The following is a 23,764-nucleotide window of genomic DNA, read 5'->3' as shown; positions in this document are numbered from 1 at the left end:
CCGCAGCGCGCGCTCGGGGCAGCGCGCCGCGGCGGGGCGATTACTGCTCCATGACGCGCGCGATCTTCTTGACCGATTTGTCCATTTCCTGTTTGGCGTCCGCGCCCATAAAGATCTTCTTCAGGCTGGCGATCCACATGTTCTGCCATTTCGGCGTATTGGTGCCGGCGGTGGGATAAGCCTGGGTCACTTCCAGGGTCTGGATGTAAGGCGTGACGTCGACCTTTTGGATCTGCTGCGCCCAAACTTTGGCCGCCGTCTTGTTGGCCGGGATCACCACCTTGGCCAGCTCCGCCTGCGAGGCTTCGCTGCTCATGAAGGCGATATATTTCCAGGCGGCCTGTTTGTGGGCGCTTTTGGCCGACATGGCGAAGGCCAGGCTGTGTGCCACGCCGGACTGACGTTCAATTTTCGGCATCATCACCACGCCGATGTGATCGTTGATCAGCGGGTTATTGGCGAACGGCGCCGCCAGCCAGGAGCCGGCATAGACCATCGCGGCGCGGTTGGACTGGAAGATGTTCTCGGTTTTGACTTCGCTCATCTGCTGGGCGCTCGGCATCAGGCCGTCTTTCATCATGCCCTGCAGCTGCTGATAGACCCAGATGGACTTGTCGTTGGCGATGTCGGTAGGCTGGCCGTCCTTGGGCACGATGTGATTGCCGTTTTGGAACAGCAGGTTCATGTAGCTGTCCTGGCCGTCGATGCTGAGGTCCATCACCAGCGGGAAGGCGGCGCCTTTCAACCCGTTTTTCAGGGCGGTGGCCTTGCTCTTCAGATCGTCCCAGCTCCAGTCGCTGGTGGGGTAGCTGACGCCGGCCTGATCGAACAGTTTTTTGTTGTACCACACGGCGATGGAATCGACGTCGCGCGGGATGGCCATCTGTTGACCGTCGTACTGGTAGGCTTTCACCGAGCTGGCGACCACGTCGTCCAGCTTAAGGCCGCTCTCCTTAATATAAGGCGCCAGCGGCTCCATAATGCCGTTTTTGGCGTACTGCACAAAATAAGGCATATTAATCCAGAATATATCCGGCGCTACGCCGCCGGCGGCAGCGGAATCTAATTTAACGAAATATTGCGCCGAAGGGGTTAATTCTACTTCTATTTTTATATCCGGGTTGGCCTGTTCAAATCGCTTGGCGATCTCCTGTTCGGCGGGTAATTGATTCCTGTCCCAAACGGCATAGCGTAATGTTATTTTATCTGCTGCATGGAGCAGGGTGGGTAATAATAATGCGCTGGCAAGAATGGAGTGCGCCAGCAGGCGGCCGGTATTTTTTATCGGTGACATTGCTTTCCCCTCGGTGAGCGACGAATAACGTTTTTCGCAACGTAAATTCTTTCTATCCCTTAACTTTCAATGTGTCAATACACCCCCGAACGCCCAAAAATGGGGTATGTATGTTTCATTGTTGTTAAAATCGAAAGGCTTTTACGCCTAAGTGAAAGGTCGATCTGTTCACATTTCATTAACCTTGTGGCGGGTTTTTTCCCCGGTAGTGCGGCATTTAGCGGTCTTCGCAGGCATAGGAATAACTGATAACCCTTGCACCACAATGGGGATTAAAAACATTTTTATTGTGCAAGCTCCAGCTTCTTTCATTTTTGTGATGCAAATAAACAAAAAAATCTTCCCGCCGCCGTCAGAAGAGAGGGCAGGAACGTTTTTTATTACTGGCTATTGTTTGTGGCGATAAAAGGCGCTAGCCTGATTTTTACACCGATTATTCATGAGAAATAAAGAGGGCTGATTATTATGCGCCTGTCTCTGGTATTTACCCATAGTCTGGAAAAAGTATTTCATCGCCGCAGCATGCCATCCATTTCCGTAGAAAATCGGCTGAGCGGGCTGAATAACGAGGTGCTTTCCTGGCAGGCGGTATACTGTTTGCAAACGCCCGGTAACGAGACCCGCCATGAGCTGTGTTATCAACTTGACGGGCCGCTGGCGGATTATATCAGCGTGCGTCAGGTGCGATCGGTGCCGAGCGGATTTCCCTGTTATCGCGAGAGCGATGAAAATTACCTGACCACCGAACCGGGATTATTTCCCGATCCGCTGATGCCGCTGCCGCAACGGCGTTTTTTCGCCGCCTGCGGTTATTACGGCAGCTTATGGCTCACCCTGACGCCGCCGGCCGCCATGACACTGGCCGGCGATGTCCCGTTGACCCTGCGCCTGCTGGATGCGCAAAGCGGCGAGACACTGGCCGAAGCCGCACTGACGCTGCACTTGGTGCCGGCGGCGTTGCCGCCGCAAACCCTGTTGCATACCGAGTGGCTGCACACCGACTGTCTGGCGGATTACTACCGTCTGGCGGTGTTCAGCCCGGCGTACTGGCGCGCGGTGCGCAACTTTGTGCGCTGTGCGGTGCAGGCCGGCGTCAATATGCTGCTGACGCCGCTGTTTACGCCGCCGCTGGATACCGCCGTCGGCGGTGAACGCACCACGGTGCAGCTGGTGAAAGTGACGCGTTCGGTGCAGGGGTACGGCTTCGATTTCAGCCGTCTGGCGCAATGGGTGGCGCTGGCACAGGAAGAGGGCATCGAGCATTTCGAGATCGCGCCGCTGTTTACCCAGTGGGGCGCGGCGCATGCGCCGAAGATAGTGGTAGAAGATCAGGGCGAGACGCTGCCGCTGTTCGGCTGGCACACCGATGCGCAGGGCGAAGCGTATCAGCGTTTCCTGCACGCGCTGCTGCCGGCGTTGACCGCCTGGTTTCGCGAACGGGGGCTGGAACGGCAGGTGTGGTTCCACATTTCCGATGAACCGACGCTGGACAACCTGACGGCCTACCAGCGTGCCAGCGCCGCGCTGCGGCCGTTGCTGGGCGGTTTTCGCACCTTCGACGCGCTGTCGGATTTCGCGTTCTATCAGCAAGGCCTGGTGGAGACCCCAGTGGCGGCGACCGACCATATCGAACCCTTTATCGAACACCGGGTGCCCGGGCTGTGGGCCTATTATTGCTGCGTGCAGAAGACCGAGGTCGCCAATCGCTTCTTCGCTCAGCCTTCGGCGCGCAACCGCATATTGGGCGTGCAGCTGTATCTGTACCGCATCGCCGGCTTCCTGCACTGGGGATTCAACTTCTATAACAGCGCCCATTCGCGCGAGCGCATCAATCCGTACGCGGTGACCGACAGCGGCCACGCGTTTCCTTCCGGCGACCCGTTCGTGGTGTATCCGGGCGACGATCTGCAGCCGGTGGAGTCGCTGCGCCTGCAGGTGCTGCATCAGGGGCTGCAGGACATGCGCGCGCTGCAGCTGTTGGAGAGTTTGAGCGATCGGGCGGCGGTGGAGGCGCTGATCGAACGCGAGCTGGGCATGCGCATCACCTTCAAGCGTTATCCGCATCAGGCGGGGCCGCTGCTGCGCCTGCGCGAAGCGGTGAACCGCCGCATCGAAGCGCTTCTGGCGCCAATGTGAAGGCAAACGGGGGCGAAAATGCGTCTTTCGCTCCCAAATCGCCATTACTTTGCTATACCTGATAGTCGATGGATTCATTTTATTGTCATGTAACTGACATGTCAGGGTCACGGCTCTGGCTTAAGTTTGCAGCGACTACGTCAGGAGATAACGCGATGTTCAGCCTGGATTCTTTGTTGCAAGATGCATTTCCACACCGCAATACCCCTGCCTGGCAGCGCAGCCTGCTAAGAACCTTACTCTTCGAAAAAGAATTCAAACAGTTCGCCGCCGACTATCCCCACCTGAAAGGATTGGATCTGATCGAGCAGGTGGTGGACTACTTCAACCTCAGCTGCGAGCTGGTGGACGGCGATCTGGAAAACATCCCGAGCCAGGGGCCGGTGGTGCTCGTGGCCAACCATCCGATCGGCTCGCTCGACGGCCTGGTGCTGCTGCGCGCCGTTGCGGCGGTGCGCCCGGATGTGAAGGTGGTGGCCAGCCAACTGCTGACCTATATCGAACCGCTGCGCAACCTGTTCGTGCCGGTGGATAACGTCGCCTATAAAACCAGCCGCAAACAGATTGAAGGCATGCAGCAGCAGTTGGACAATCAGGGCGCGCTGATCCTGTTCCCGGCCGGTGAAGTGTCGCGCATGAGCCCGAAAGGCATCCGCGACGGCCACTGGCATACCGGTTTTCTGCGTCTGGCCGCCAAGGCGCGCGCGCCGATCGTGCCGATTCATATCAGTGCGCGCAACAGCAACCTGTTCTACTTTACTTCGCTGGTCTACCGGCCGCTGTCGACGCTGCTGCTGGTGCGCGAAATGTTCCAGCAGCGCGGCGGGCGCATCCGGATCCGCATCGGCGGCCGCGTGCCGTTCGCCAACTGGCACGACGGCCACACCAGCGCCAAGGATCTGGCGGAGCGCTTTCGCCGCCATGTGTACCGTTTGGGCCAGGGCAAGCCGGGGTTGTTCGCCAGCGAATCGCCGATTGCGCTGCCGGAAGATCGTCTGGAGCTGAAAAAGGCGCTGGCGAACTGCGAACGGCTGGGGGTGACGCCGGACGGTAAAACCATCTACCTCTATCGCCGCCATGATGAAGCGCGCACGCCGATCCTGCGGGAGCTGGGGCGTCTGCGTGAGATCGCTTTCCGCGCGGTGGGGGAAGGTTCCGGCCGCCGTCGCGATCTGGACAGCTACGATGACGATTACTACCACCTGGTGCTGTGGGATGAGGAAGAGCTGGAGATCGTCGGCGCCTATCGCTTTATCCCCACCGCCGAACAAATCGCGCGCAAGGGACTGGAAAGCATCTACAGCAACAGCCTGTTCCATTACGACCGAGATATGGAACCGATCCTGGCACAGGGCATTGAACTGGGGCGCAGCTTCATCCAGCCGGCCTATTGGGGCAAGCGCGGGCTGGACTATTTGTGGCTGGGCATCGGCGCCTATCTGTCGAAATACCCGCAGTACCGCTATCTGTTCGGGCCGGTGTCTATCTCCGGCGGCATGCCGCTGGCGGCGCGCGATCTGCTGATCGCCTTTTATCGGCTCTATTTCTCGCCGGATCACGCCTTCGCCCAGTCGCGTCGCCCTTATCCGGCCTCGCTGCCGCAGGTGCTGGCGCAGTTTGCCGGGGATAACTACCAGGAAGATCTGGTGCGGCTGAAGAGCCTGCTCAGCAACATCGGCTGTTCGATCCCGACGCTGTACAAACAGTACACCGAACTGTGCGAGCCGGGCGGGGTGCAGTTTATCGACTTCGGCACCGATCCGGCCTTCAACAACTGCATCGACGGGCTGGTGCTGGTGGATACCTCGCGGCTCAAGCCGTCGCGTTATCAACGTTACATTGCGGTGCATCAGCCGCAGGAAGCCGAGACGGCATGATCGGCGTCTGACTCATGCCTTTTTGATCTAAGCACGACCTTGGGGCCGGCGACGGGATAGCGCTACGATAAACGTTTTGCTTTCCACCGCCGGAGCCTTGCATGCCTCACTCGTTTATCCCGTCGCTATTGTCCGCCGATGAACCGCCCGCCGTCGCCATTGAAACCCCGCGCGGCGGCGCGCCTTTTTTACTGCTGTGCGATCACGCCGGCAAGGCGATACCGCAATCTCTCGGCGATCTCGGTTTGCCGCCGGGGGAGATCGAGCGCCATATCGGCTGGGATATCGGCGCGCTGAGCGTGTCGTGTCACCTGAGCCGCCAGCTGGACGCCACGCTGATTCATCAGCGTTACTCACGTTTGGTGATCGACTGCAACCGGGCGCCCGGCATCGCCAGCTCGATCCCGCATTTGTCTGAACTGACGCCGATCCCCGGCAACATCGGCATCGACGCCGAGCACGCGCTGGCGCGTGAGCGCGAGGTGTTTCTGCCGTATCACCGCGCCATCGACGATCATCTGGGGCAGCGCCGGCTGCGCGAACTGCCGACGGCGGTCATCGCCATGCACAGCTTCACGCCGGTGTTCAAGGGCGAGTCGCGCCCCTGGCAGGTAGGGCTGCTGTTTAACCGCTACCCGGAATTCGCGCATCTGCTGGCCGAACTGCTGCGCGAAGAAGGGGATCTGCAGGTGGGCATAAACCAACCCTATGCCATGACGGACGCCACCGATTACACCTTGCCGGTGCATGCGGAGCGCCGCGGCTTGCCTTATGTCGGCATCGAAATTCGCCAGGATCTGATCGCCGATGAACAGGGGCAACAGGCATGGGCGAAACGTTTCGCGCGCCTGTTGCCGCAGGCCTGGCAACGCTGGCAAATTTGACTTTAGGAATATTCCCAGAGATGATAACCGTAAGGAATACGTAAGACGTCATTAGAAAAAAAGTCAGGAGAGACGTGTGGAGCACAGCGATAACGGACTGTTTATCAAACGGGAGCGTTTTGAAGTTCTGGCGATTCTGCGTGAAATTTGCAAACAACGCACGCCGCTGCGCGTAGAAAATCAGCAGCACCGGTTTCAAAGTCTGTTATTGAGCGTCGGGCCGGACAATATCGTGTTTAGCGGTGAGGAAGCGGAAAGCGCCATCGACGGCGCCTGCACCATCGTGATTGAAAGCAACGACGCCAAGATCGAGTTTTCCGTCGGCCAGGCGGAGCTGACCGAACATCAGGGCGTACAGGCCTGTTCGACCCGGCTGCCGCAGGAGCTGGTCTATATCCAGCGCCGCCGTCAATTCCGCATCACTACGCCGCACTGGCGCCAATTCTTCTGCACCGGCGAGTACCCGGACGGCACGCCTTATGAGCTGCGGATCCACGATCTCTCCGCCGGCGGCGTCGGTTTGCGTTTCGACGGCCCGCTGCCGGATTTCTTCCAGCCTGGCCTGCAGCTCAAAAAAGCGGAGCTGGATCTGGGCAGCTACGGCAGCTTCAAGGTCAACATGGAGCTGGTGGTGGTCAACGACGATCAGGAAACTGACGACAACGACCAGGTGGTACGCTTCTCGCGCCTGTCATGCCGCTTCCTCAAGCTGGGGCTGGCGATGGAGCGCAAAATCCAGAGCGCGGTATTCGCTTTCGAGCTGGATTTCAACAAGAAGAAAAAGCGCTGACCCTCTCTTCCGGCGCGCCGGGCGGTATCCAGCCCGCCTGGCGCGCCGCCACTCTCTTTCCCTTCAGGGAACGTAAATGATCTCGAAGCTTGATGTCAGATCGCTGTAGAATTTTTTGCCGCCGTCGACATAAATAACCTGCAAATCGTAGCGGTAGACCAGCTTTTTGTCCGGATGAAGGATCAGTTCCAATACGGAAATCTTTACGTTGACCGATTGCGAAGGCTGTTCTTTATCCAGCTCAATGGTTTGGTTGTCGATGCTGACCAGCATGCGTTTGATCGGCCGCGGCCCGGTGGGATCGTAGGCGCCGCTGTCGCTGCGAAACTCAACGGTTTTATTGATGTCGGCCGGGGCGGATTGCTTGATGAAATCCGGCAACCTGTTCTGGTATTTGGCGTCCAGCGCCAGCATCACCAGCAGATTGTCCGGATTAAAGCCGGTGAACTGCACGGACAGGTAGCCTTTGAGCAGCGGGTTTTGCGGTGACCGATCAAACAGAGCATCCCAGATCAGGCCGAACTGGCTGGCAGGCAGCGTAAATGAATCCACGATGCCGCTTTGCAGGTTGATCAGTGCGTTTTTCTCCTCCGTCTTGCCGTCCGGCAGGCTCAATAGCAGCGTCAGAGTATCGGCGTTGGCGAACGGCGCCAGTTTGCCGCCCGGCTCCATTTGCGTGAACTGGGCGGTGGCGTCGCTGATGCGCGCTTGAATGACTTTGGGCGACAGGAAATAGTCGAAGGTCACCTCTACATCGTTGAGTGAGGTCGCGTTCGGCGCCGCCGTAAACGAGATCGACAGCATCGGTTTGTCGTCCTCGGTGGCGTTGGTTGCCAACAGGAAGCTATCCGGCAGGTAGTAAAGATAGTTTTTTCGCACATAGTCCTGGTAATAGTTGTACCACACTTGCCCGAAGGCCAGCGGAGTCAGGATCAGTTGCAGACTCGGCGGCGGCGGCAGGATGCCCTGATAGATATAGGGGTAGTAGTTCTCGGCGAAGTAGAAGACTTTCGGCGAAGTGATGGTGTTGAGCAGCCCGTTATCGGTGACGATGGCGACCACCAGCGTGGTTTGCGAGTCATAATCCGACAGCGCGCGCAGCAGCGCGTCACGCTGTTCCAGACGATCCAGATCGAGTTGCGCGCGGTAGCGGGTTGGCGGCGCGTCCAGCAACACCTGTTCGAAAATCATTTCTTCGACCTTGCCGAACGTGCTGAAGGTCAGAACCACGTAAGGCACCTGTGCGACCGGGCGGCTGAGCGCGAAATCTACCATCATGTGCCAATGGCTGCCGTCGCTGCTGGTGGCGATGCGATAGCGCGTCTCTCCCGAGACGATTTCGGTGCAGACATCGGCCTGCAATTCGTCGGCCAGTGGCACGGGCGCTGCGCGGTAACGCAGGCGGGGAGATTCGGCGTCGGGAAACTGTTCGCGCGCGTTGTCCAAAATAACTTTGTTCAGCGTCACCAGATCATTGAGAAAGATATTCATAGCGTTCCTCTTGGTAAGAAAGGCGTGCCAGATGTCTGAACTGGTTCAGGCAGGCGGAAGTCCAAAGAAAATGACCGTCGTGGCGGCGATAGAGCGGGGTTTCCGCGTTGGCCGGCGGCATCCGCCAAACCGCCAACGCCTCGATCGCCGGCGACAGCTGCGGCACCCCTTGCCGCTGGGCGTACTCCAGGGCGGTGAGCCACTCATGCGGATGGGCATAGTAGGGCGTTAGCGCATTGAGCCGATCGTAATCGCCGCCGCTCCAGCGCACCGCCTGATTGAGCATGCGAATAATGCGTGGGTAGGCCGGCGGAAGGCCGCCGTGCCTGGCGTTGAGCATATGGATCAAAATCAGCGCGTTGGTATTGACGCAGCAGTCCAGCTGGGTGATATCGCCATCGTCTTTCATCCAGCTGTGAAAGGCATAACATTCCGCCCATTGGTGCTGCGTCGTCGTTAACCGCCGTTCGACGCGCTGTACCTGGTAGGCCTGCATGTGCGCCAGCGTTTGTCGCGCGTGCGCTAATGAGCGGCGTCCAAATCGGTACAGCAATTCGGTGATGATGGCGGTGTCGTCGATGTCAGCATCGATCCGCTGGCCCGCCATCCAGCCGGGGTGCGCCGCAGCAGGCCAAAAGCTGAAATGATGGGGCCGCGTTTCGCACTCAAGCAGAAAATCGAGCGCCTTCTCGATATGCGGCGCGGTCTGGGCGGTGTAGTCCAGCGTGCGTAATACCTGAGCGGTGACAAACGCGTTTTCATCCCGGTGCCAACGGCCGTCCGGCGTTCTGACCTGCGCCGGAAAAGCGCCGCTGGCGGATTGCTGCGCGAGCAGATCCGCCAATCGCCACGGCGTGACGCCCGCAGGCGGGGGCAAGGTAGTGGGCACGGTCTCGAAATGGGTGTTTTGCGGGCTGAAAGTGCAGCTGATGCTTTCGTTGCCGAGCCGGTCGCTGGAGAAACCGACGACGTTATACTGCAGCGGGATCCGTTCGGCCACCGCCCGGTGCAGCAACGGCAGCGTTTGGTCGCCAGAGGCCAACAAGGCGCTGACGCCGTCGTAGACGCGGCGGTTATCGCCAAAGAAGCTGGCCGCCATGGTGAACAGCGTGACGTTTTCCAGGCGGCCGTTCGGCGCATACGCCAGGCTGAATCCGTAGGTGGTCGCGGGAAAGTCCCGCTGGGCAGAGGTTTGCCCCAGCGCGCGATCCAACAGCGGAAACAGCGCGCAGAATTCGTTTTCCCTGGAGAAAAGGCGCATGACGGTGCGGATATCGTCATGCGTTATCCGCGCGCTGTGCCACTGGTAATAGTATTCCTGCGGCGAGTCGGCTTGCTCCGGGTAATCACCGACCATCAGTAACGTCAGCCCCGCCGCGCGGCAGGCCTCGGCGGTTAGCGGCCCTTGCAAGCCGCCGGGGAGATCGGCTGCGCCGGCAGGGGTTTCGGAGTACACCTTGGTCTTAACCCCATCCGGCGTGTATTTGCGCCCCAGCCAGGAGCCGAAACGCAGCGGCTGGCCGTCGCGCTGTACGGTGGCCAGCCGCCGAGCGGGATCGGCGAGCGGCGCGGCGACGATCTCCTGACAGCGCTGCGCAAATGCCTCGGTGCCGCGCTGTTCCGCATAACGCGGCAAAAAAGGATCCAACGTGCAGGAAATCGCCCGCGGCCTGGCTGACGAGACGGTGAACTCCAGCGGGCTGCCGTTATAACCGAGCAGGCTGGAGGTAAACGCGGCGGATAAAAAACCGGACGCCATCTTCGCCTGGCCGAAGCGTGCGATGTCAGGGGCCAGCGTGGTTTCAAGGTAAGGGGCTTCCTTGCACAAAGCGCTGACCAGGGCGTTCCATGTCGCAGGTAACACGGCGTTGCGTTCGGCCATGGCGTTCACCTAAACCAGATTGGAGATGACGATGGCCGGCGGGTTCTCGCTGCCTTCGCGTTCGACGGTTTCGCCCCCGACCAGGAAGTAAATGAGCTTGTAAGCGATCGTCCAGGGTTTCTCCGTCAGGCAACGGTACTTGAAGGTTTGGCTATCGTGCTTATCGTAGGTGAACGGGTATTTCTTGCTCTTGCGGCTGCCTTTGTCATCCTGATAACTCAGCTCTACCAGCACCTGATTACAGTTGTCCCACGAGAACGTGCGATCGAGGAAAATGCTGATTTCGTTGAACGTCAGTACAGAGCCGGGATCCATATTCAGCAGGGTCGAGGCCGATCTGGATTGCGGCTGGTAGCTGCTGCTGCCTTCCCAGCCGGAGGCGGCGGCGGACTTGAAGGCGAATTCGCTGGTGATTTGGAACAGCTCGTTCTTGTCGCTGCTGCGGGCGATGCGCTTGGTCCAGGAGCCGTCATCGTTGGTGAACGGCGCGCCGGTGTAAACCTGGCCGTTGTAACGGATGCTGAACGTGGCCGCCTTGATGCCGTACTCTTCGAAGCTGTCCGGCCCCAATACGCTCAGGTCGAGCTGTTGGAAGAACGGATCGTTGACATTGACCTGAATGAAGTAAGGCGCGGTCTTCTGGGCATGCAGGATATCGCTGCCGATAAAGTTTTGCGGCACCGCAGACTGGCTAAGCGCTTTCGACGAGGTGTAGTTGAAGTTCAGGCTCTTGGTTTCTTCGATGCGCACCAGCTTGATCTCCAGCGAAGCGCTGGGGAACAGGCCGCCTTTGCCGGCTTCTTCGCCTTCTTTCTTGTCGCTGGCGATCAGCGAGTCCAGGATGGCGTCACTGGCGGATTTCGCCTGCGGGTTGCTGTCATCGTTCGGTTTGAGCGTGGCGCTGAAGAAGCTTTTCAGGATCTCCTCCTTGACGAACTGCAGCGCCCACTCTTTTTCTTTGGCCTCTTCGTCGCCCGGCATGCTTTCGGTGACCTTGATCACCAGTTTCTGATCCTGCTGCAGTTTTTTAATGACGCTGTCGAAGCCCAGCCAGAAACTGGCGGGCGTCTCCACCGGGATGGGGATGTTGGCGCCGAATTTCAGATCGAACTCTTTGTAGATGCTTTCGAACTGTGCGGTGACCTCGACCTTCAGCGCCGGCGTGATGCCGGTGAAACTGAGGTTATAGGCGACGGCGGCCGGCGCCTTGGCCTGGGTAAATGCGGCCTCGAGGATCACCGCCTGAGACGGCGTCAGTTTGGCGCTGAAGATGGCGCTGTTGTTACCGAACAGGCTTGGGCAAGGGGCGCTGATCAGCTCGCCGTTGGTGGCGCCCGCGTCGAGCACGAAGAAGTTCACCGTGCCTTTATCGTACGGCACCTGGGCCTTGCGGGCGTTTTTGGGATCAACTTTCAGTTTACGCAGGTAGTCGTTGAAGGCGCTGTTGAGCACCGCTTCGTCGATCGCCGTATTGACCTCGAAGTTGATGTACCCCCCTTGCGGGTCGCTGGCGTCGCCGGTGTATTTGATCAGCGAGAATACCGGTTCGCCCGACTTCTGCGCGATATGAATGTCCCCGGGCAGATACCAGAACTGGTTTTCGTCTGAATCGTCGGCGAAGAAGGTGATGTTGTTGATGGTGGCGGTTTTGGCTCTGAGTAATAACATGGCGTTTCCTTATTAACTGAGGTTGGCGAGGTCAATCGCGTTGGCGTCGGTCGAACACTGCACGTTTTCGGGCCGATCGCCGCCCGCGCCCGGCTGATAGGTAAACCAGATATCCAGATCGACGGTCAGCTGCGCCGGATCGAGCTGATCGGCGCTGAAACGTTGGGGGGCGGCGTCGGATTCGGTAAATTGAAACACCTGCTGTAAGGTCTCCGTCGGCGTGCAGGCGTAGCTGGCGGACACGATGACCATTTCCACCTGGCGCCAGTCCATGTCGGCCGACAGCGTCAGCTCGCGCTGGTGATAGAGGGTGGAGAACAGGTACACGTCCTGGCCGGTCGGCTCTTGCAGATCGGCGGAGAGATGTGGCGAGTTGACGGCGGCGCTGTAGGCTTTGTTCACCTCGAACTGATACTCGCCGGGCTCCGGCAGCATGACCGGGTAGTGGGCCCGCGGGGTGGCAGGGTCAAGCTGGAAGCTGCGCGACACGCTGCTGTTCGGCTGTTGCCGGTGGCGGTAGCGCAGCGTGACCAGCACGGATTGATAGCGCTGCCAGTCGAACTGCTGCGCCGCTTCGATCGCGAAATCATAACGGCCATAGAGCGACTCGATGTCGAGAAAGACCTCGCTCATCTCCGTCTGCAGGCTGCCGGAGCTGACCGAAGTCACGCCGCCTATCGACTGGTTGAAATACACGGTGAAGTCATACTCGACCGGCCACAGCATTTTTCCCGTTTTCGGGTCGATCAGACTGGGCTCCTTAAAGCGTTTGGGGCCGAGGTCGTCGCGGGTAAATTTCAGCTGGCGGCTGTTTAAGCCATAGCGCAACCGTGCCGTCACCAGCAGGATATTGGCATCCAGCGTCTCCGACAGCAGGCTGACTTGCACCTCGCGGTAGGCGAAAAAGTCATCCTGCAGGTCGCGTTTGACGATCGCGCTGTCGGCCTGATAGTCCGTGCCAGCGACCAGCTGGGCGAACAGGGCCTGCGGATAGAGCGAGCGCTGCACGACGGTGGTTTCGCTGATCTTGCCGCTGAGGCGGCGCTGGTCGATGTTCTCAATCGAGACTTGTTGCAGATAGAAACCGGCTTTGGGGCTGGTCTGCTGCGGTTCGTTGGCGATAACCGGCGTGAAGAACTGGCTGGTGAGGATTTGCGTCAGCTCGGCGGCGGCCTGCGCCAGATGGCCGTCGGGATCGGTATCCTTGACCTTGACGGTGACGATTTTTTCGCTGATCAACTGGGCCGAGGTCTGCTCGATGCCGACGGAAAAAATCAGCAGGTTAAAGCCGATAGCGCGCTGCAGATATCGATACACCTGGTCCCAGTTGGCTTCCAGTTCGAAGGTGGCCGGCGGCAGCTGCTGCAGATAGTCGATTTTGTAACTGACGGCGATCGGCGTCGAGGCCGGCGTGCGCATCAGGCTTGCCAGCAGCAGGATGTCATCGTCGTCGTTCAATTTGGCGGACAGATAACAGTATTGCTGGTCGCTCAGCGAGGTTTTGTTGGTCTGCCCGGGGATCAGACCGGGAATATTCAGCGTCGCGCTGCAGGCGATCGCCTGCAGCGGCAATAAGATCGCATCGCGCGGGATGTCCGGGCTGGCGTTGGCGGCGCGCTGCGCCGCCGCGGGCGTACTGGCCAGCTGAGTCTGCAGCGACAACGTGGCGTAGTAGAGATCGTCCGGTTGGTTGAGGTTTCTGAAAATTTGCAGTTGAACGTCGGGCCGATCGCCCTCGGCGACCTGCACGCTCGGCGCGGCGGCGCAGTAGTAATAGACGGGTCTATCCGGATCCGCCCGAATAAAACAGATGTCCTGCATGATTACCTGATCGTTCATGGCGGCAATCCCACGTCATCGGAGAGGGGGCCGGAGCAAGGCGGGCTTGCCCCGGCGGAATCGGCCGTCAGAAGGTCACGACCACGATGGTGCTGGCACCGGTGACCGGTTTGCCGACGGTTTTCTCCTGGTTATCACCGTAATAGACCGTGGCGGTGTAGCTGATCTCCACCTCGTTGCCTTGCTGCATCATGTTGAATGTCAGGTATTGGGTGAGCGACTTGGTATCGAACTCGGTTAACGCAATAGGCAGCGTTTGCGAGAAGTCCCATTTCGGGTAGTTCACCGTCATCTCGAAGGTGATCAGCGAGACGTCTTTTTGCGACGGTTTGAAGATGATGGTGTATTTCTGCTGTTTCGGCAGGGCGTTGGCGATCAGGATCTGATTGGCGCGCGTTTCGCCATAGCCGGGCAGCTGCGGGTTGGTTTCCACCCCCGGCGGCAGATAGGTCAGGCTGTCGCCGTCCAGCGCATAGTAGTCGGCTGAGTAATAGAGCGGCTTGTCCACGTTGGTGCCGATCGGATAAATAAACGGCACCGGTGGGTTTTTGTCGCTGACCACCTGGGTGTATTGCTTGAGCGGCACACTGTGCTCTTTGTCTTCATATTGGGTTTTGATGACCACCTGGCTGAAGACCGCCCAGCCCAGCGGATCGAGCAGGGTGGAGATATCGGCATAAACGATGCCGCTTTGCGCCGCGTTGATGGTGACCACCAGGTCGTCTTTGACCTGGATCTCGCCAGACTGGTAAGGCCTGGCCTGCATGCCGGTGAAGTTGACGGTGTAATGGTAATGGTAGGCGCGGCCGAGCTCGGGTTTGATAAACCACTTGTCGGTTTTTTTCGGCCCCGAATCTGTCGGGGTAAAGGTCAGCGTGCTCTTGAGATCGTTATCGTATATCGCGGTGACCACGATATTGGCGATGTCATACTTCGCCAGGTCTTCGGTGACGAAGAATTCCGGTTGAATGTACTGATAGAACGGGTCGTGGAGGTCGTACTCTTTGAAGTACTGATCCAAATCGGCTTCGCCGACGATTGAGCGTATCGACGGCAGCTGCGTTTGCGGGTAAATGGTGGAGGACACCACGGCGTTCTCTTCATACTCGCGGGTGAAGCTCTGCGTTTGCGAGATTTTGGACTCGAATTTGTCGAAACCGTCGGCGTCGTTCAGCAAATTGAGACTCATGTCGATGCCGGTTTGGCTGCTCAGGATCTGTTCGACCTGCTGTTGCCCCCAGTTCCGCAGACTCTCCTTCCATTTATCATAGGCGGCGGGTTCCATGCCCATCTCCGCCGCCGTCAGCCCGATCTGCACGTCTACCTTGATCGCCTCTTTGGAGTAAAACTCCTGCTCGATTTTTTTCTCGTCGGCTGACCAGGTGTGACGGTTGATGGTTTGCGCTACGGACTTGGCCTGCTCGCTGTTGTAGGTGACGATCACCTTGGCTGCCGACATGGAGGCATCCAGTGAGAGGTCGAAGCGCACGCCGACGCTGGAGTTTTTATCGGTGCCTTTCAGCACCTGCTCAAACAGCGTGGCGCCTTCCCCGGTCAGCGACAGGCTGAACACGGTATTGTTGTCGCCGAGGCCGGAGGGGGACAGCGGCGTTGGGATCTGGCGATAGAATTTATCGTTGCCGTCGAGGATCAGCATGGCCTGCGCCGAGGTGTAGCGCGGTTGCATCAGTTCGATTTTCGCGGCGTCCGCCGGCATCAGCTCTCTGAGGAACTGATCGTCGCCTTTGCTGCTGTCGTAGAGCGCGACAAACCGGTTGAGCTGTTCGTCGCTCAACCCGGTATTCTTCTGCGCCTGGTCCATCGCGGTCTTCTTGGCGTTGTTTTCCGGGTCGGCTTCATAGGCCTGTTTCGCCTTGATGTAGGCGACAATCAGCTGGGATTTTTTATCCAACGGCCCGTTTTGCTTGCCGAGGCCGTCATACAGCTGCAGGCGGATGCGGTCTTTCATTTCCGCATTCGGCTCCGGCAGCTGCACGGTGAATTGCGCGTAACCGCCTTGCGTATCTTCACTGCGGTATTTGTAGAACATGAAGCTGGGGGTGTCGGCGTCCCGTTTGGCAAACACCGGGATCTCCGGCACCACGTAGAAGATATCCTTGCTCTCGCTGTCGCCGTAGCAGGTGTATGCGTATTCCTTGACGCCCAAATATTCGGTGACGTCGATCTTTATCGATTGCTGCAAAGCGGTGGTTAACATAGGGCGGTCCTCTTGTTGGTATCACTTGGTGTATTGCAGTTTGATCGGGCCGGTGGTGGCCTGTAGCGGGCCGGAGTCGTAGTTTTTGGGGAATAGCGCCGCCGTTTTCCCTTGCCAGCGATAGTCCACCCGGCCGTTGAGGCCGGCGGCGTGGGCGTTGATCCACCAGTTGGCTTGCCATTGCGTGGCGGAAAAGGCGAAGGTGAAATTCTGTTTTTTGCCCTGGCCCGCCGGGATATAGCTGGCGCTGCCGGAGATCGTCTTGAATTCGGTTCTGAGATGCTCGGCGTCGAACAGCAGGCTGTAGAAACCCAAATCTTGCGGCGTCAGCGCGATGGCGTCCTGCCACGCCAGCCGGCTCTCGAAACTGGTGTAATCGGCGAATGTCACCTTGAGCGCGATGTCGCTCGCCGCCGTTGTGGTTTCCAGCGTCACCGGCGGAAAATTGGGCCACGCCATCGGGGTCAGCTGGTCCGCCCAGCGCAGCTCGATCGCCATGATATTGAAGCCTTTCGGCTCAAACCCCAGGCTGACGGTGCAGCGTTGAGGCTCGATGGGCTTGTCCGGTCTGCTGGGCTCAGGCAGGGGCGTGGCGGTAAAGGAGATGATGCCGTCGACCGGCAGTTGGCTCAGCAGCCCGGCGATGTCTCGTTGCTGTTCCAACAGGTAGCGCTGTGGCACGGTGTCGTCGTATTCGATTTGGTAATTCAGTTTGTTGGGGATCTGCTCCGGCGAGGAGATATTGCGCAGCGTGTTGGCGATCAGCAGCGAGGCGGTATTCACCAGCGCCTGGCGAACGCGTTCTTGCGTCTGCAGCGAAGGGGCGTTGTCGTACTCCGCTTGCAGAATGACGACGCCGGCGTCGATCTGCTGGTTCAGCAGTTTGGCGATCGCTTCAGGTTGGCGCGCCTGCTCGTTGAAGGCCAGGGTGACAAACGCCACCCAATCGGCCTGCAAACTGGCGCTGACGCGGCTGCCGACGCTGAAGCGGCTGCGGGTGAGAAAATAGACCTGATCTTGGGTGCCCTGGATGGCGCTGGCCAACCGGGCTGCCTCTTCATGGGTCAGCGCCATTTTGGACTGCTCGAATTCGACGCTGTAAGCGGCGGCGGCAGGCCGCTGTGCGAAGTGCAGCCACAGCGATTGCTGGATCTCTTCCTGCTCCAGGGTGATGGTTTGCGGCGCTGGGACGAAATGGCGGCGGATATAGTCCTCGATCGTCGCCCTGTCGACCGGCAGCTTCGGTGCAATGAAGGTCGCCAGGCCGCCGCCGGGGCTGGTCAGCAGATGCAACGAGCTGATCTTGCCGGCCGGCGTCTCCTGCACCACCTGCGGCGTATAGCTGCCGTAGGTGTAACAGCCGCTGGGGCGCGTTTGATCGTGAAACGCCAGCGCGCGGTCAAGAAGAAAGAAGTTTTGCAACGTACGTTGTGGATCCAATTCGTCGGTCATGGTGTATCACCCTTGATATCGATCGTTTGGTTGCCGGTCACATAGGGCGACCAGGAGCCTGCGGGGGGTTTATAACGAAAGCCGGCGGCGTAAATGGAGGTGACGTTCCATTTGTAGACGAAGCTCGGCTGCGAATGCGTGAAAGTGCGATCGCTGGTGCGCTCGCTATCCTGCGGCTGGAAGGTCAGCGTGGCGCTCAGCGACTGCGGCGGCAGCTGAACGGTGATCGTCGCCTGCTGCGCGCCAAACTGTGGGAAGCTGTAGGCGCCGATGGTGGCGCTTTGCGCGATCGGCGCAGGCAGAGAGACGGCACCGGTACCTGACAGCGAATAGGCCGTCACCTCGGCAAAGGTATTTTCATCCAGGACTGGCGCGCTGAAATAGGGCGCCGAGGCGGTTAACGCCAGCGTCTGACGCCAGTCGGCGGAGTGGTAAATGCCGCCAAGCCGGCTTTGCTGCGCGAACCCCGGGTCGATATTGAGCGTCAGGAATCGGCAGGGTAAGGCGGTATAGTCCAACAGCAGTTGGTCTTCTTCGCTTGGCTGTCGATCGCCCGGCAGCGTGCGATAGACGCCGTCATGCGGATAGTTCACGCGCAGCTGGTAAAAAAAGGGCTGCGCGTTTAGCGCGCTGTTGCGGAACTTGAACGTGAGCCAGGAGCGGTCGGGCTGCAGCGCCTGGGTTTGCGTTTGCTCGATGGGATAGAGATTGCCGGGCGGCACGGTCAGCTGTATATCGATCGAGACACCGGCCTGCAAGCCCAACGGATAAGCGTAAAAGACGTTGATCGCTCGCTCTCCCGACGGCAGCGGCGGAGTGGTGGTGCGATGGATGATGGTGTCGGGCGACACTTTGGCGATCTGCTGCGCGGCGGCGAACGGATCCAAAATAAAACAAAGCGGCCGCTGGGCCAGCGCGATCGCGGCCAGGTCAACACGAGTCCGCCCGCTGCTCGGTGGCGGTGTCAGACGGATTTGCGCGACGTTACTGGCGGCAGGGCCGGCATAAGGCGCACCGTACAGATTGTATAGCCGGTCGAGCAATGTCTGGCTGAACAGCAGATCGCTGGCGGGATCGTTCACCGGCAGCGGCGGACTGATTTCCAGCGGCAGGCGGGAGAGATTGCGGCTCAGGTAAATCGTCAACCCGTCGTAGGGAAACGCGATCCCGCCGTCATCCGTCGGGTGTGCGCCGTCCACTCCGGCCGCCAGCGCCAGGATAAGGGCGCGCGCATCGCACTCCGCCATATAGACCAGGCGCGGTGATACGCCTTCGACGAAGCCATCCATGCGCGCGTTGAAGCCCAGCGTGTCGTCGAGCAGGGTACGTTCGATCAGCTGCGTGCTCTGCGCATTGAGTAAAATGATAAATTGAATATCCTGCGCCGTATACCAGGTGGCGTCGTAATGCTGCCCGTACAGGTCGCTGTGATAATCGATAGGCACGTCAAACCCCAGGCTGCCTGGCAAAACGGGCAGGGCTTTCACCGCACAATCCGGGTACTGCTGTTTGAAGGCGTTCAGGCTCTGTTCGCCGGCGAACTGCAGCTGCGTGGTGAAATTCAGCCAGCCATACAGGCTTTCGGTGCTGTAGCTGCGGACGATATCCAACGAAAAGGCCAAGGGATCGGCGGCCAAAATGCTGAGCGCATCCGGGTATAAATAATATGCGTCGTCTTGCAAATAGGCGGCGACGAAGCGGTGATTATCAAAAATCATAATGTGTTGAAAGTCAGGACGGCCCTCATACATAATTTTATTTTCCCGTTCTGCTGTTCATATTGTGGAAATCCGTATGCCATTCGGCCGGCAGCGCCTGCAGGATATTCTGAGGGCGTTGATGATATTCATCCTCATAAAGATGCTGCACCAGTGCGTCGCCGACCAGCACGCCGTTAGCGTAAAAGGTATTGACGCTGCACTGTATTTTTTGCAAGGGCAGGTCGGCGCTCAATTGCAGGTTATAAACCTGCAGTTCACCGGATTTATTTAAAACGGCGGTGATTTCACACTCCCCGTGTAATGTTTTCAGGCGCATGCCCGTCGTTAATTCACGGGCTGTCAGTATGCCGTTTGCCGTGACGAAAGGGTGCCCCATACTGGCCGTGATGCCAAATAGTTGTCCGTCGTCGCCCTGCGCCGTTATCTCGATATAATTCTGCTCTTGCCCGGTGGTGATATTTTCAACCCTTCTCGGGTGATGGTTGCCACATAGCACAAAGTCGTTGGGTTCGATGGCATCGATGGTTTTTTCTGTGCCGTCCTGCAGAGTAATTAATGTGTCTGCCGCCAGGCAGCCGTAAATAATCTGCATCGGCTTGATTTGCACCGTGTTGAGCATGCGGCGATCGGGATCGATATCCTTGGGCGCATTGGTAATAAATGCGGCGATGCTGCGGCCTTCCACATTGAGCGTGATTTTAAAAACATAATAAACCTGTTCGCCGGATTCAAAATCTACGCGATTGAATTTTAGCCAATTGAGATCCCAGGAGATGTTATCGCCATTGATTCTGGTCGCCGGTGAGTTGAAGATATTATAACCGCCGAGTGGGGTAATGGGATCGCCGCCGGCGCGGGTGCGAATCAGATATATGGTGTTGGTGGCATTGACCGCCTGGCCGTTATTGAGGTCTATCTTGCCAAAATAAGTGATGTTGCCCTTGATGGGCACTTTAACCGTGCCGTCCTGATCGTAGCTGGTGCGATAATCGCAATCGCCGTCGTCGCGGGTCAGGCAGATCTTTATCATCTGCTGGTTATACAGATTTCTGGGGGAGTCATTGCGTATTTCTTTGGGATAGCTTTGCGTCGTGACGATTTCAGCGCCGTAAACGGTTTGCTGACCGACCGTTTGCGCAAAGGTGTAGATTACCGTGACCGGAAAATCGCCGCTGGTTTGGCTCTGTGGGTAATCGCCGCTGGCGCCGATGGTGCAGTCTGACGTGTAAACATAGTCGCTTTTATAGGACACATTGCCGACGTTATCGGCGCTGCCGTTAAACAGGCCAAGCGTCTGGGTGACATTGGTCGCCTTGACCGGCAGAGAACCGATGGCGTCGGTTTGGTAATGCCTGCCGTCAGTGGAGTCCAGCCTGACAATGCTGTAGACCGGTTGGACGCCGTTGCTGTCGGCCTCGCCCAGCCGGCCGGACACCTGCCTGGCGCTTTTTGTTTGCTGCCAGAGGCGGGTGAACTGCGGCGCCGCCGCTGGGGTAACGCCGGCCAGCTTGAGTTGGATATCATAAAATTGAACGAGAGTCGGATCACCAGGCTCAATCAGAAATACGCCGCTGTTTTCATACCGGTCGATAACGTTTTTTACGATGCGTTTCTCATCTGACGTATAATCTTTTGTGAGCATAATGTCGGCACCAATAAATTAATGGCGTTGCCAGGGGGGCACGCCACTTTTATGGCGTGCGCATCGCTTTCATTAGGGATTATTTGCAGGTTTCTTTGCAGTAAGCGTAAATAGCGCTTAGGCAATCTGAAGATAAATACTGTTCGAATTCCGCATCGGTGGGTTCAATATCGACATCCAACGTCATTGCGTAAAGTTCCTGGGCGAACATGTCTTTGGTGGCAGTGGGTTTGTTTTTAAAATAAGCTTTGATTTTACCTTTGCTGACTTTTCTAATCCAGGCGAACTCACCGCCAATGGCTACTTTCCCGGTAAAGGTGAAGTCTTTACTGGTATAAACGCTGATGTCATTGGGGTAAACCTGATATCTTACCACCTGTTCCACGCCGATATTCTGATTGGTTTCTTCCCAGGTTTCTCTTTTTATTACATTTAACGCAAAGTTTTTTCCATCGACCGGGCCGTCTTTAGCATCGGCAGTACCGCCAAATAACATCGGGCATCCTCTGGCAAAACCTTCATTCTTTAGGCCTAATAAAATAAAATCGGAATTGCCGACAGATTTTGGCGCGCTATCAAGAATGACGTATTTTTTAATAGCCATAGTCAGATCCTTATACGCTGGATGGTATAAAAAGGAGGTAGTGAATCGCTTTGTCGCCGCGTTTTACTCACATTCAACAATAGCAATGGCGCTTGAAAAATCAACACATACATAAAAATAAATTAAGTATTTATTTTTATGTGACAGATAATCAATAAAATCACGGCGTTGTAAAAAAGGGGTGAATAGTTTAAAAAATCAAAAAAACAGAATGTTTTTCGCGATTTTATTTTCTGTTTTTTTAATTTCAACAAATCAATACGTTGAGTGTGGTTATGGATTTTAATTATTCTAATCATTAGCTGTTTAATCTTTTATATATAGTGCACTAATTTATCATTACTGTGCGCATCATTGACGGGCAATAAATAAAGTGCGCAGCGGAATTATCGTCATGGTGAAAAGTCAAGACGGGAGAGGCGGGGCAGCAGGCTGCCCCTGTTCACGCGCTAGGTTAACGCCCGCAGGCTGCCGATCTCTTCCCAACCGAACTGCGCCGCTTCGGCCAGCACGTCGCACACTTCGCCGGCGGCGGCGACCACTGCCGCGCCGAGTTCGGCGCCGTGCAGCAGATGGCTGACCAGCAACGCGGTAAACAGATCGCCAGTGCCTTTGACCGCCGATTTGACCTTCGGATGGGTAAAGCACTGCGTTTCATTCCGGGTGACCAGCATCAATCCCACTTCGTCTTCGTGCTGCGCTACGCCCGGTGCGCTGGTGACCAGCACCCATTCGGTGGTGTCGTTCAACAATGCCTGCGCGGCGTGTTGCGTCTGCTCCCGGCTGTTCAGTCGCCGGCCGCACAGTTGCTCCAGTTCGAAACCGTTCGGCGTCAGGCCGTCGGCCAGCCGCAGAAACGGCGAGCGATAGCTGTTGACGATGCGTTCATCCACGTAGACCCCTTCACCGTAGTCGCCCATCACCGGATCGATATAGATTTTTATCTGCGGATTGAGGGCGCGCACCCGCTGCAGCCAGTTGGCCAGAATATGGCACTGCATAACGTCGCCCAGGTAGCCGACGATCACCGCCCGGCAGCGCTGCATCACGCCGCGGGCAATCAGATCTTCGAGGAAGCCGCCAAACCATTCGCCGGAGATGACGCCGCCGTGCGGTTTGCCGTAATAGGGCGGGCAGCCGAACAATACGCTGGGCACCTGCAGCGCCTCCAGCCCCTTTTTCAGCAGAGCGCGGTAGGCGATACCGTTGCCGACGCTGCCGTAAACCACCTGAGATTGTATGCTGATCGCGTCGATGGACGGTGACCGCAAGGGTGAAATCTGTTGCATGGGTTACATCCTGAGTTCGTTATTATCCAGCCAGCGTGCGAACACCTGCCGTGCGCGCTGTTCCAGCTGTGCGCCGTGGCGCGCCGCCTGTTCACGCAGGCTCTGGGGCGCGATGCCGGCCAGTTCCAGTTCGCAGGCATGGCCAATCAGCCAGCGTTCGAGATCGCGATGATCGGCTTCCAGGTGAAACTGCAGACCGAGCGCGAAGCCCTGATAGTCGAAGGCCTGATGCGGGCAAAGCGCCGTGCCAGCCAGGCAGCGGGCGCCGTCCGGGATCATGAACATATCGCCGTGCCAGTGCAGCACCGGCGTATCGGCCAGCGGCGCCAGTACCGAATCCTCCGTCGCCGCGGTCAGCGGGGCGAAGCCGATCTCTTTTACGCCGAGCGAGATCACCTCAGCGCCCAGCGCCTGGGCGATCACCTGCGCGCCGAGACACACTCCGAGGGTCGGTCGCCGCTGCGCCAGACGCTGTTTGACCAGCGTTAACTCATGATCGAGAAAGTCATAGCGCAGGGCGCCGGAAAAGTGCTGGGCGGCGCTGATCGGCCCGCCCAGCACCACCAACAGATCGGTTTCTTCATTATTGATAGCACGAATATCATCGCGGCCGGCATCGTAATAGTCGATCTGATAGCCGCGCAGCGACAGCAGAGAGCCGAGGATGCCCAGGTTTTCAAAATTGACGTGCCGAATGGCAACGGCTTTTTTCATTGTTTAACCTCGCTAGCCTGAGTGAACGGGGTCAGCGCCAGCGACTCGCCCAGCACAGTGATGCCCTGCGCGCCGCTCTGGTAGACGATGCGGCGCTCGCTGACCTGGCTGAGCCGCACCTGATAACCCTGCGCGGCCGGGAACAGCGCGCAGGCCTGCTCCAGCTGATCGGCTGCCCAGGGGGTGAACATCTGCAGGCGGGCGAAGGCTTTTCCTGCATACTGAATGTCGAGCACGTAATGTTTATCCATGGAACCCCTTAC

Annotated in this window: 17 protein-coding genes; 4 read left to right on the top strand and 13 right to left on the bottom strand. The window is 58.0% G+C overall.

From position 1 onward, the window contains the following. Positions 1 to 40: 40 nt before the first annotated feature. Positions 41 to 1,294, bottom strand: a complete 1,254-nt coding sequence (locus GKN89_RS02195) for a sugar ABC transporter substrate-binding protein (RefSeq protein ID WP_154746269.1) — start codon at positions 1,292 to 1,294, stop codon at positions 41 to 43. A 465-nt stretch (positions 1,295 to 1,759) separates the two neighbouring features. On the opposite strand from GKN89_RS02195, the gene GKN89_RS02190 reads away from it, so the two are divergent. The 4 genes from GKN89_RS02190 (at position 1,760) to GKN89_RS02175 (ending at position 6,981) form a co-directional block, all read left to right on the top strand. Beyond that, complete coding sequence (locus GKN89_RS02190; RefSeq protein WP_154746268.1) at positions 1,760 to 3,430, top strand: DUF4091 domain-containing protein; 1,671 nt, start codon at positions 1,760 to 1,762, stop codon at positions 3,428 to 3,430. 155 nt (positions 3,431 to 3,585) lie between these two features. Then, positions 3,586 to 5,307 (top strand): lysophospholipid acyltransferase family protein, encoded by a 1,722-nt coding sequence (locus GKN89_RS02185; protein ID WP_019452617.1) that lies wholly within the window; start codon positions 3,586 to 3,588, stop codon positions 5,305 to 5,307. A gap of 101 nt (positions 5,308 to 5,408) precedes the next feature. Beyond that, on the top strand, positions 5,409 to 6,191 hold the full coding sequence (locus GKN89_RS02180) for an N-formylglutamate amidohydrolase (RefSeq protein WP_154746267.1): 783 nt from the start codon (positions 5,409 to 5,411) through the stop codon (positions 6,189 to 6,191). A 76-nt stretch (positions 6,192 to 6,267) separates the two neighbouring features. Next, positions 6,268 to 6,981 (top strand): flagellar brake protein, encoded by a 714-nt coding sequence (locus GKN89_RS02175; protein WP_019452615.1) that lies wholly within the window; start codon positions 6,268 to 6,270, stop codon positions 6,979 to 6,981. Positions 6,982 to 7,044: 63 nt separating this feature from the next. Here the strand turns inward: GKN89_RS02175 and GKN89_RS02170 are convergent, their stop codons facing one another. The 12 genes from GKN89_RS02170 to GKN89_RS02115 form a co-directional block, all read right to left on the bottom strand. After that, positions 7,045 to 8,472 carry a hypothetical protein gene (locus GKN89_RS02170; RefSeq protein ID WP_154746266.1) on the bottom strand — a complete coding sequence of 476 codons (1,428 nt, stop codon included), beginning with the start codon at positions 8,470 to 8,472 and terminating at the stop codon, positions 7,045 to 7,047. Beyond that, positions 8,453 to 10,354: a hypothetical protein gene (locus GKN89_RS02165; protein WP_154746265.1), complete on the bottom strand. Its 1,902-nt coding sequence runs from the start codon at positions 10,352 to 10,354 to the stop codon at positions 8,453 to 8,455. Before GKN89_RS02165 ends, GKN89_RS02170 begins: the two co-directional genes overlap by 20 nt. Positions 10,355 to 10,363: 9 nt before the next feature. Then, complete coding sequence (locus GKN89_RS02160; RefSeq protein WP_063919538.1) at positions 10,364 to 12,022, bottom strand: hypothetical protein; 1,659 nt, start codon at positions 12,020 to 12,022, stop codon at positions 10,364 to 10,366. Between the two features lie 12 nt (positions 12,023 to 12,034). Next, entirely contained in the window at positions 12,035 to 13,861 is a 1,827-nt protein-coding gene (locus GKN89_RS02155) for a hypothetical protein (protein ID WP_154746264.1), read from the bottom strand. 67 nt (positions 13,862 to 13,928) lie between these two features. Beyond that, positions 13,929 to 16,079 (bottom strand): hypothetical protein, encoded by a 2,151-nt coding sequence (locus GKN89_RS02150; RefSeq protein WP_154746263.1) that lies wholly within the window; start codon positions 16,077 to 16,079, stop codon positions 13,929 to 13,931. Between the two features lie 21 nt (positions 16,080 to 16,100). Then, entirely contained in the window at positions 16,101 to 17,531 is a 1,431-nt protein-coding gene (locus GKN89_RS02145; RefSeq protein ID WP_154746262.1) for a hypothetical protein, read from the bottom strand. Next, positions 17,528 to 19,249 carry a hypothetical protein gene (locus tag GKN89_RS02140; RefSeq protein ID WP_230328911.1) on the bottom strand — a complete coding sequence of 574 codons (1,722 nt, stop codon included), beginning with the start codon at positions 19,247 to 19,249 and terminating at the stop codon, positions 17,528 to 17,530. The genes GKN89_RS02145 and GKN89_RS02140 overlap by 4 nt, the downstream gene beginning before the upstream one ends. Before the next feature lie 37 nt (positions 19,250 to 19,286). Further along, the gene (locus tag GKN89_RS02135) at positions 19,287 to 20,894 is read right to left on the bottom strand and encodes a Hint domain-containing protein (protein WP_063919534.1); all 1,608 of its coding nucleotides are present in this window, start codon (positions 20,892 to 20,894) and stop codon (positions 19,287 to 19,289) included. A gap of 79 nt (positions 20,895 to 20,973) precedes the next feature. Next, entirely contained in the window at positions 20,974 to 21,498 is a 525-nt protein-coding gene (locus GKN89_RS02130) for a hypothetical protein (protein WP_154746260.1), read from the bottom strand. A 449-nt stretch (positions 21,499 to 21,947) separates the two neighbouring features. Further along, positions 21,948 to 22,787, bottom strand: a complete 840-nt coding sequence (gene pdxY / locus GKN89_RS02125; protein ID WP_154746259.1) for a pyridoxal kinase — start codon at positions 22,785 to 22,787, stop codon at positions 21,948 to 21,950. A 3-nt stretch (positions 22,788 to 22,790) separates the two neighbouring features. Continuing rightward, the gene (locus GKN89_RS02120) at positions 22,791 to 23,501 is read right to left on the bottom strand and encodes a glutamine amidotransferase (protein WP_063919531.1); all 711 of its coding nucleotides are present in this window, start codon (positions 23,499 to 23,501) and stop codon (positions 22,791 to 22,793) included. Further along, the gene (locus GKN89_RS02115) at positions 23,498 to 23,752 is read right to left on the bottom strand and encodes a hypothetical protein (protein WP_063919530.1); all 255 of its coding nucleotides are present in this window, start codon (positions 23,750 to 23,752) and stop codon (positions 23,498 to 23,500) included. Before GKN89_RS02115 ends, GKN89_RS02120 begins: the two co-directional genes overlap by 4 nt. Positions 23,753 to 23,764: the final 12 nt, after the last annotated feature.

Origin of the sequence: Serratia sp. YC16 (assembly GCF_009707615.1) — a bacterium.
Lineage (GTDB): Bacteria > Pseudomonadota > Gammaproteobacteria > Enterobacterales > Enterobacteriaceae > Serratia > Serratia surfactantfaciens.
This window is presented reverse-complemented; position numbering and strand designations above follow the sequence as displayed.

Coding starts and splice junctions, on each gene's coding strand:
- GKN89_RS02160 (WP_063919538.1), bottom strand. CDS start 12,022: ATGTTATTACTCAGAGCCAAAACCGCCACCATCAACAACATCACCTTC.
- GKN89_RS02120 (WP_063919531.1), bottom strand. CDS start 23,501: ATGAAAAAAGCCGTTGCCATTCGGCACGTCAATTTTGAAAACCTGGGC.
- GKN89_RS02195 (WP_154746269.1), bottom strand. CDS start 1,294: ATGTCACCGATAAAAAATACCGGCCGCCTGCTGGCGCACTCCATTCTT.
- pdxY (WP_154746259.1), bottom strand. CDS start 22,787: ATGCAACAGATTTCACCCTTGCGGTCACCGTCCATCGACGCGATCAGC.
- GKN89_RS02145 (WP_154746262.1), bottom strand. CDS start 17,531: ATGACCGACGAATTGGATCCACAACGTACGTTGCAAAACTTCTTTCTT.
- GKN89_RS02190 (WP_154746268.1), top strand. CDS start 1,760: ATGCGCCTGTCTCTGGTATTTACCCATAGTCTGGAAAAAGTATTTCAT.
- GKN89_RS02165 (WP_154746265.1), bottom strand. CDS start 10,354: ATGGCCGAACGCAACGCCGTGTTACCTGCGACATGGAACGCCCTGGTC.
- GKN89_RS02140 (WP_230328911.1), bottom strand. CDS start 19,249: ATGATTTTTGATAATCACCGCTTCGTCGCCGCCTATTTGCAAGACGAC.
- GKN89_RS02150 (WP_154746263.1), bottom strand. CDS start 16,079: ATGTTAACCACCGCTTTGCAGCAATCGATAAAGATCGACGTCACCGAA.
- GKN89_RS02130 (WP_154746260.1), bottom strand. CDS start 21,498: ATGGCTATTAAAAAATACGTCATTCTTGATAGCGCGCCAAAATCTGTC.
- GKN89_RS02155 (WP_154746264.1), bottom strand. CDS start 13,861: ATGAACGATCAGGTAATCATGCAGGACATCTGTTTTATTCGGGCGGAT.
- GKN89_RS02170 (WP_154746266.1), bottom strand. CDS start 8,472: ATGAATATCTTTCTCAATGATCTGGTGACGCTGAACAAAGTTATTTTG.
- GKN89_RS02180 (WP_154746267.1), top strand. CDS start 5,409: ATGCCTCACTCGTTTATCCCGTCGCTATTGTCCGCCGATGAACCGCCC.
- GKN89_RS02185 (WP_019452617.1), top strand. CDS start 3,586: ATGTTCAGCCTGGATTCTTTGTTGCAAGATGCATTTCCACACCGCAAT.
- GKN89_RS02135 (WP_063919534.1), bottom strand. CDS start 20,894: ATGCTCACAAAAGATTATACGTCAGATGAGAAACGCATCGTAAAAAAC.
- GKN89_RS02115 (WP_063919530.1), bottom strand. CDS start 23,752: ATGGATAAACATTACGTGCTCGACATTCAGTATGCAGGAAAAGCCTTC.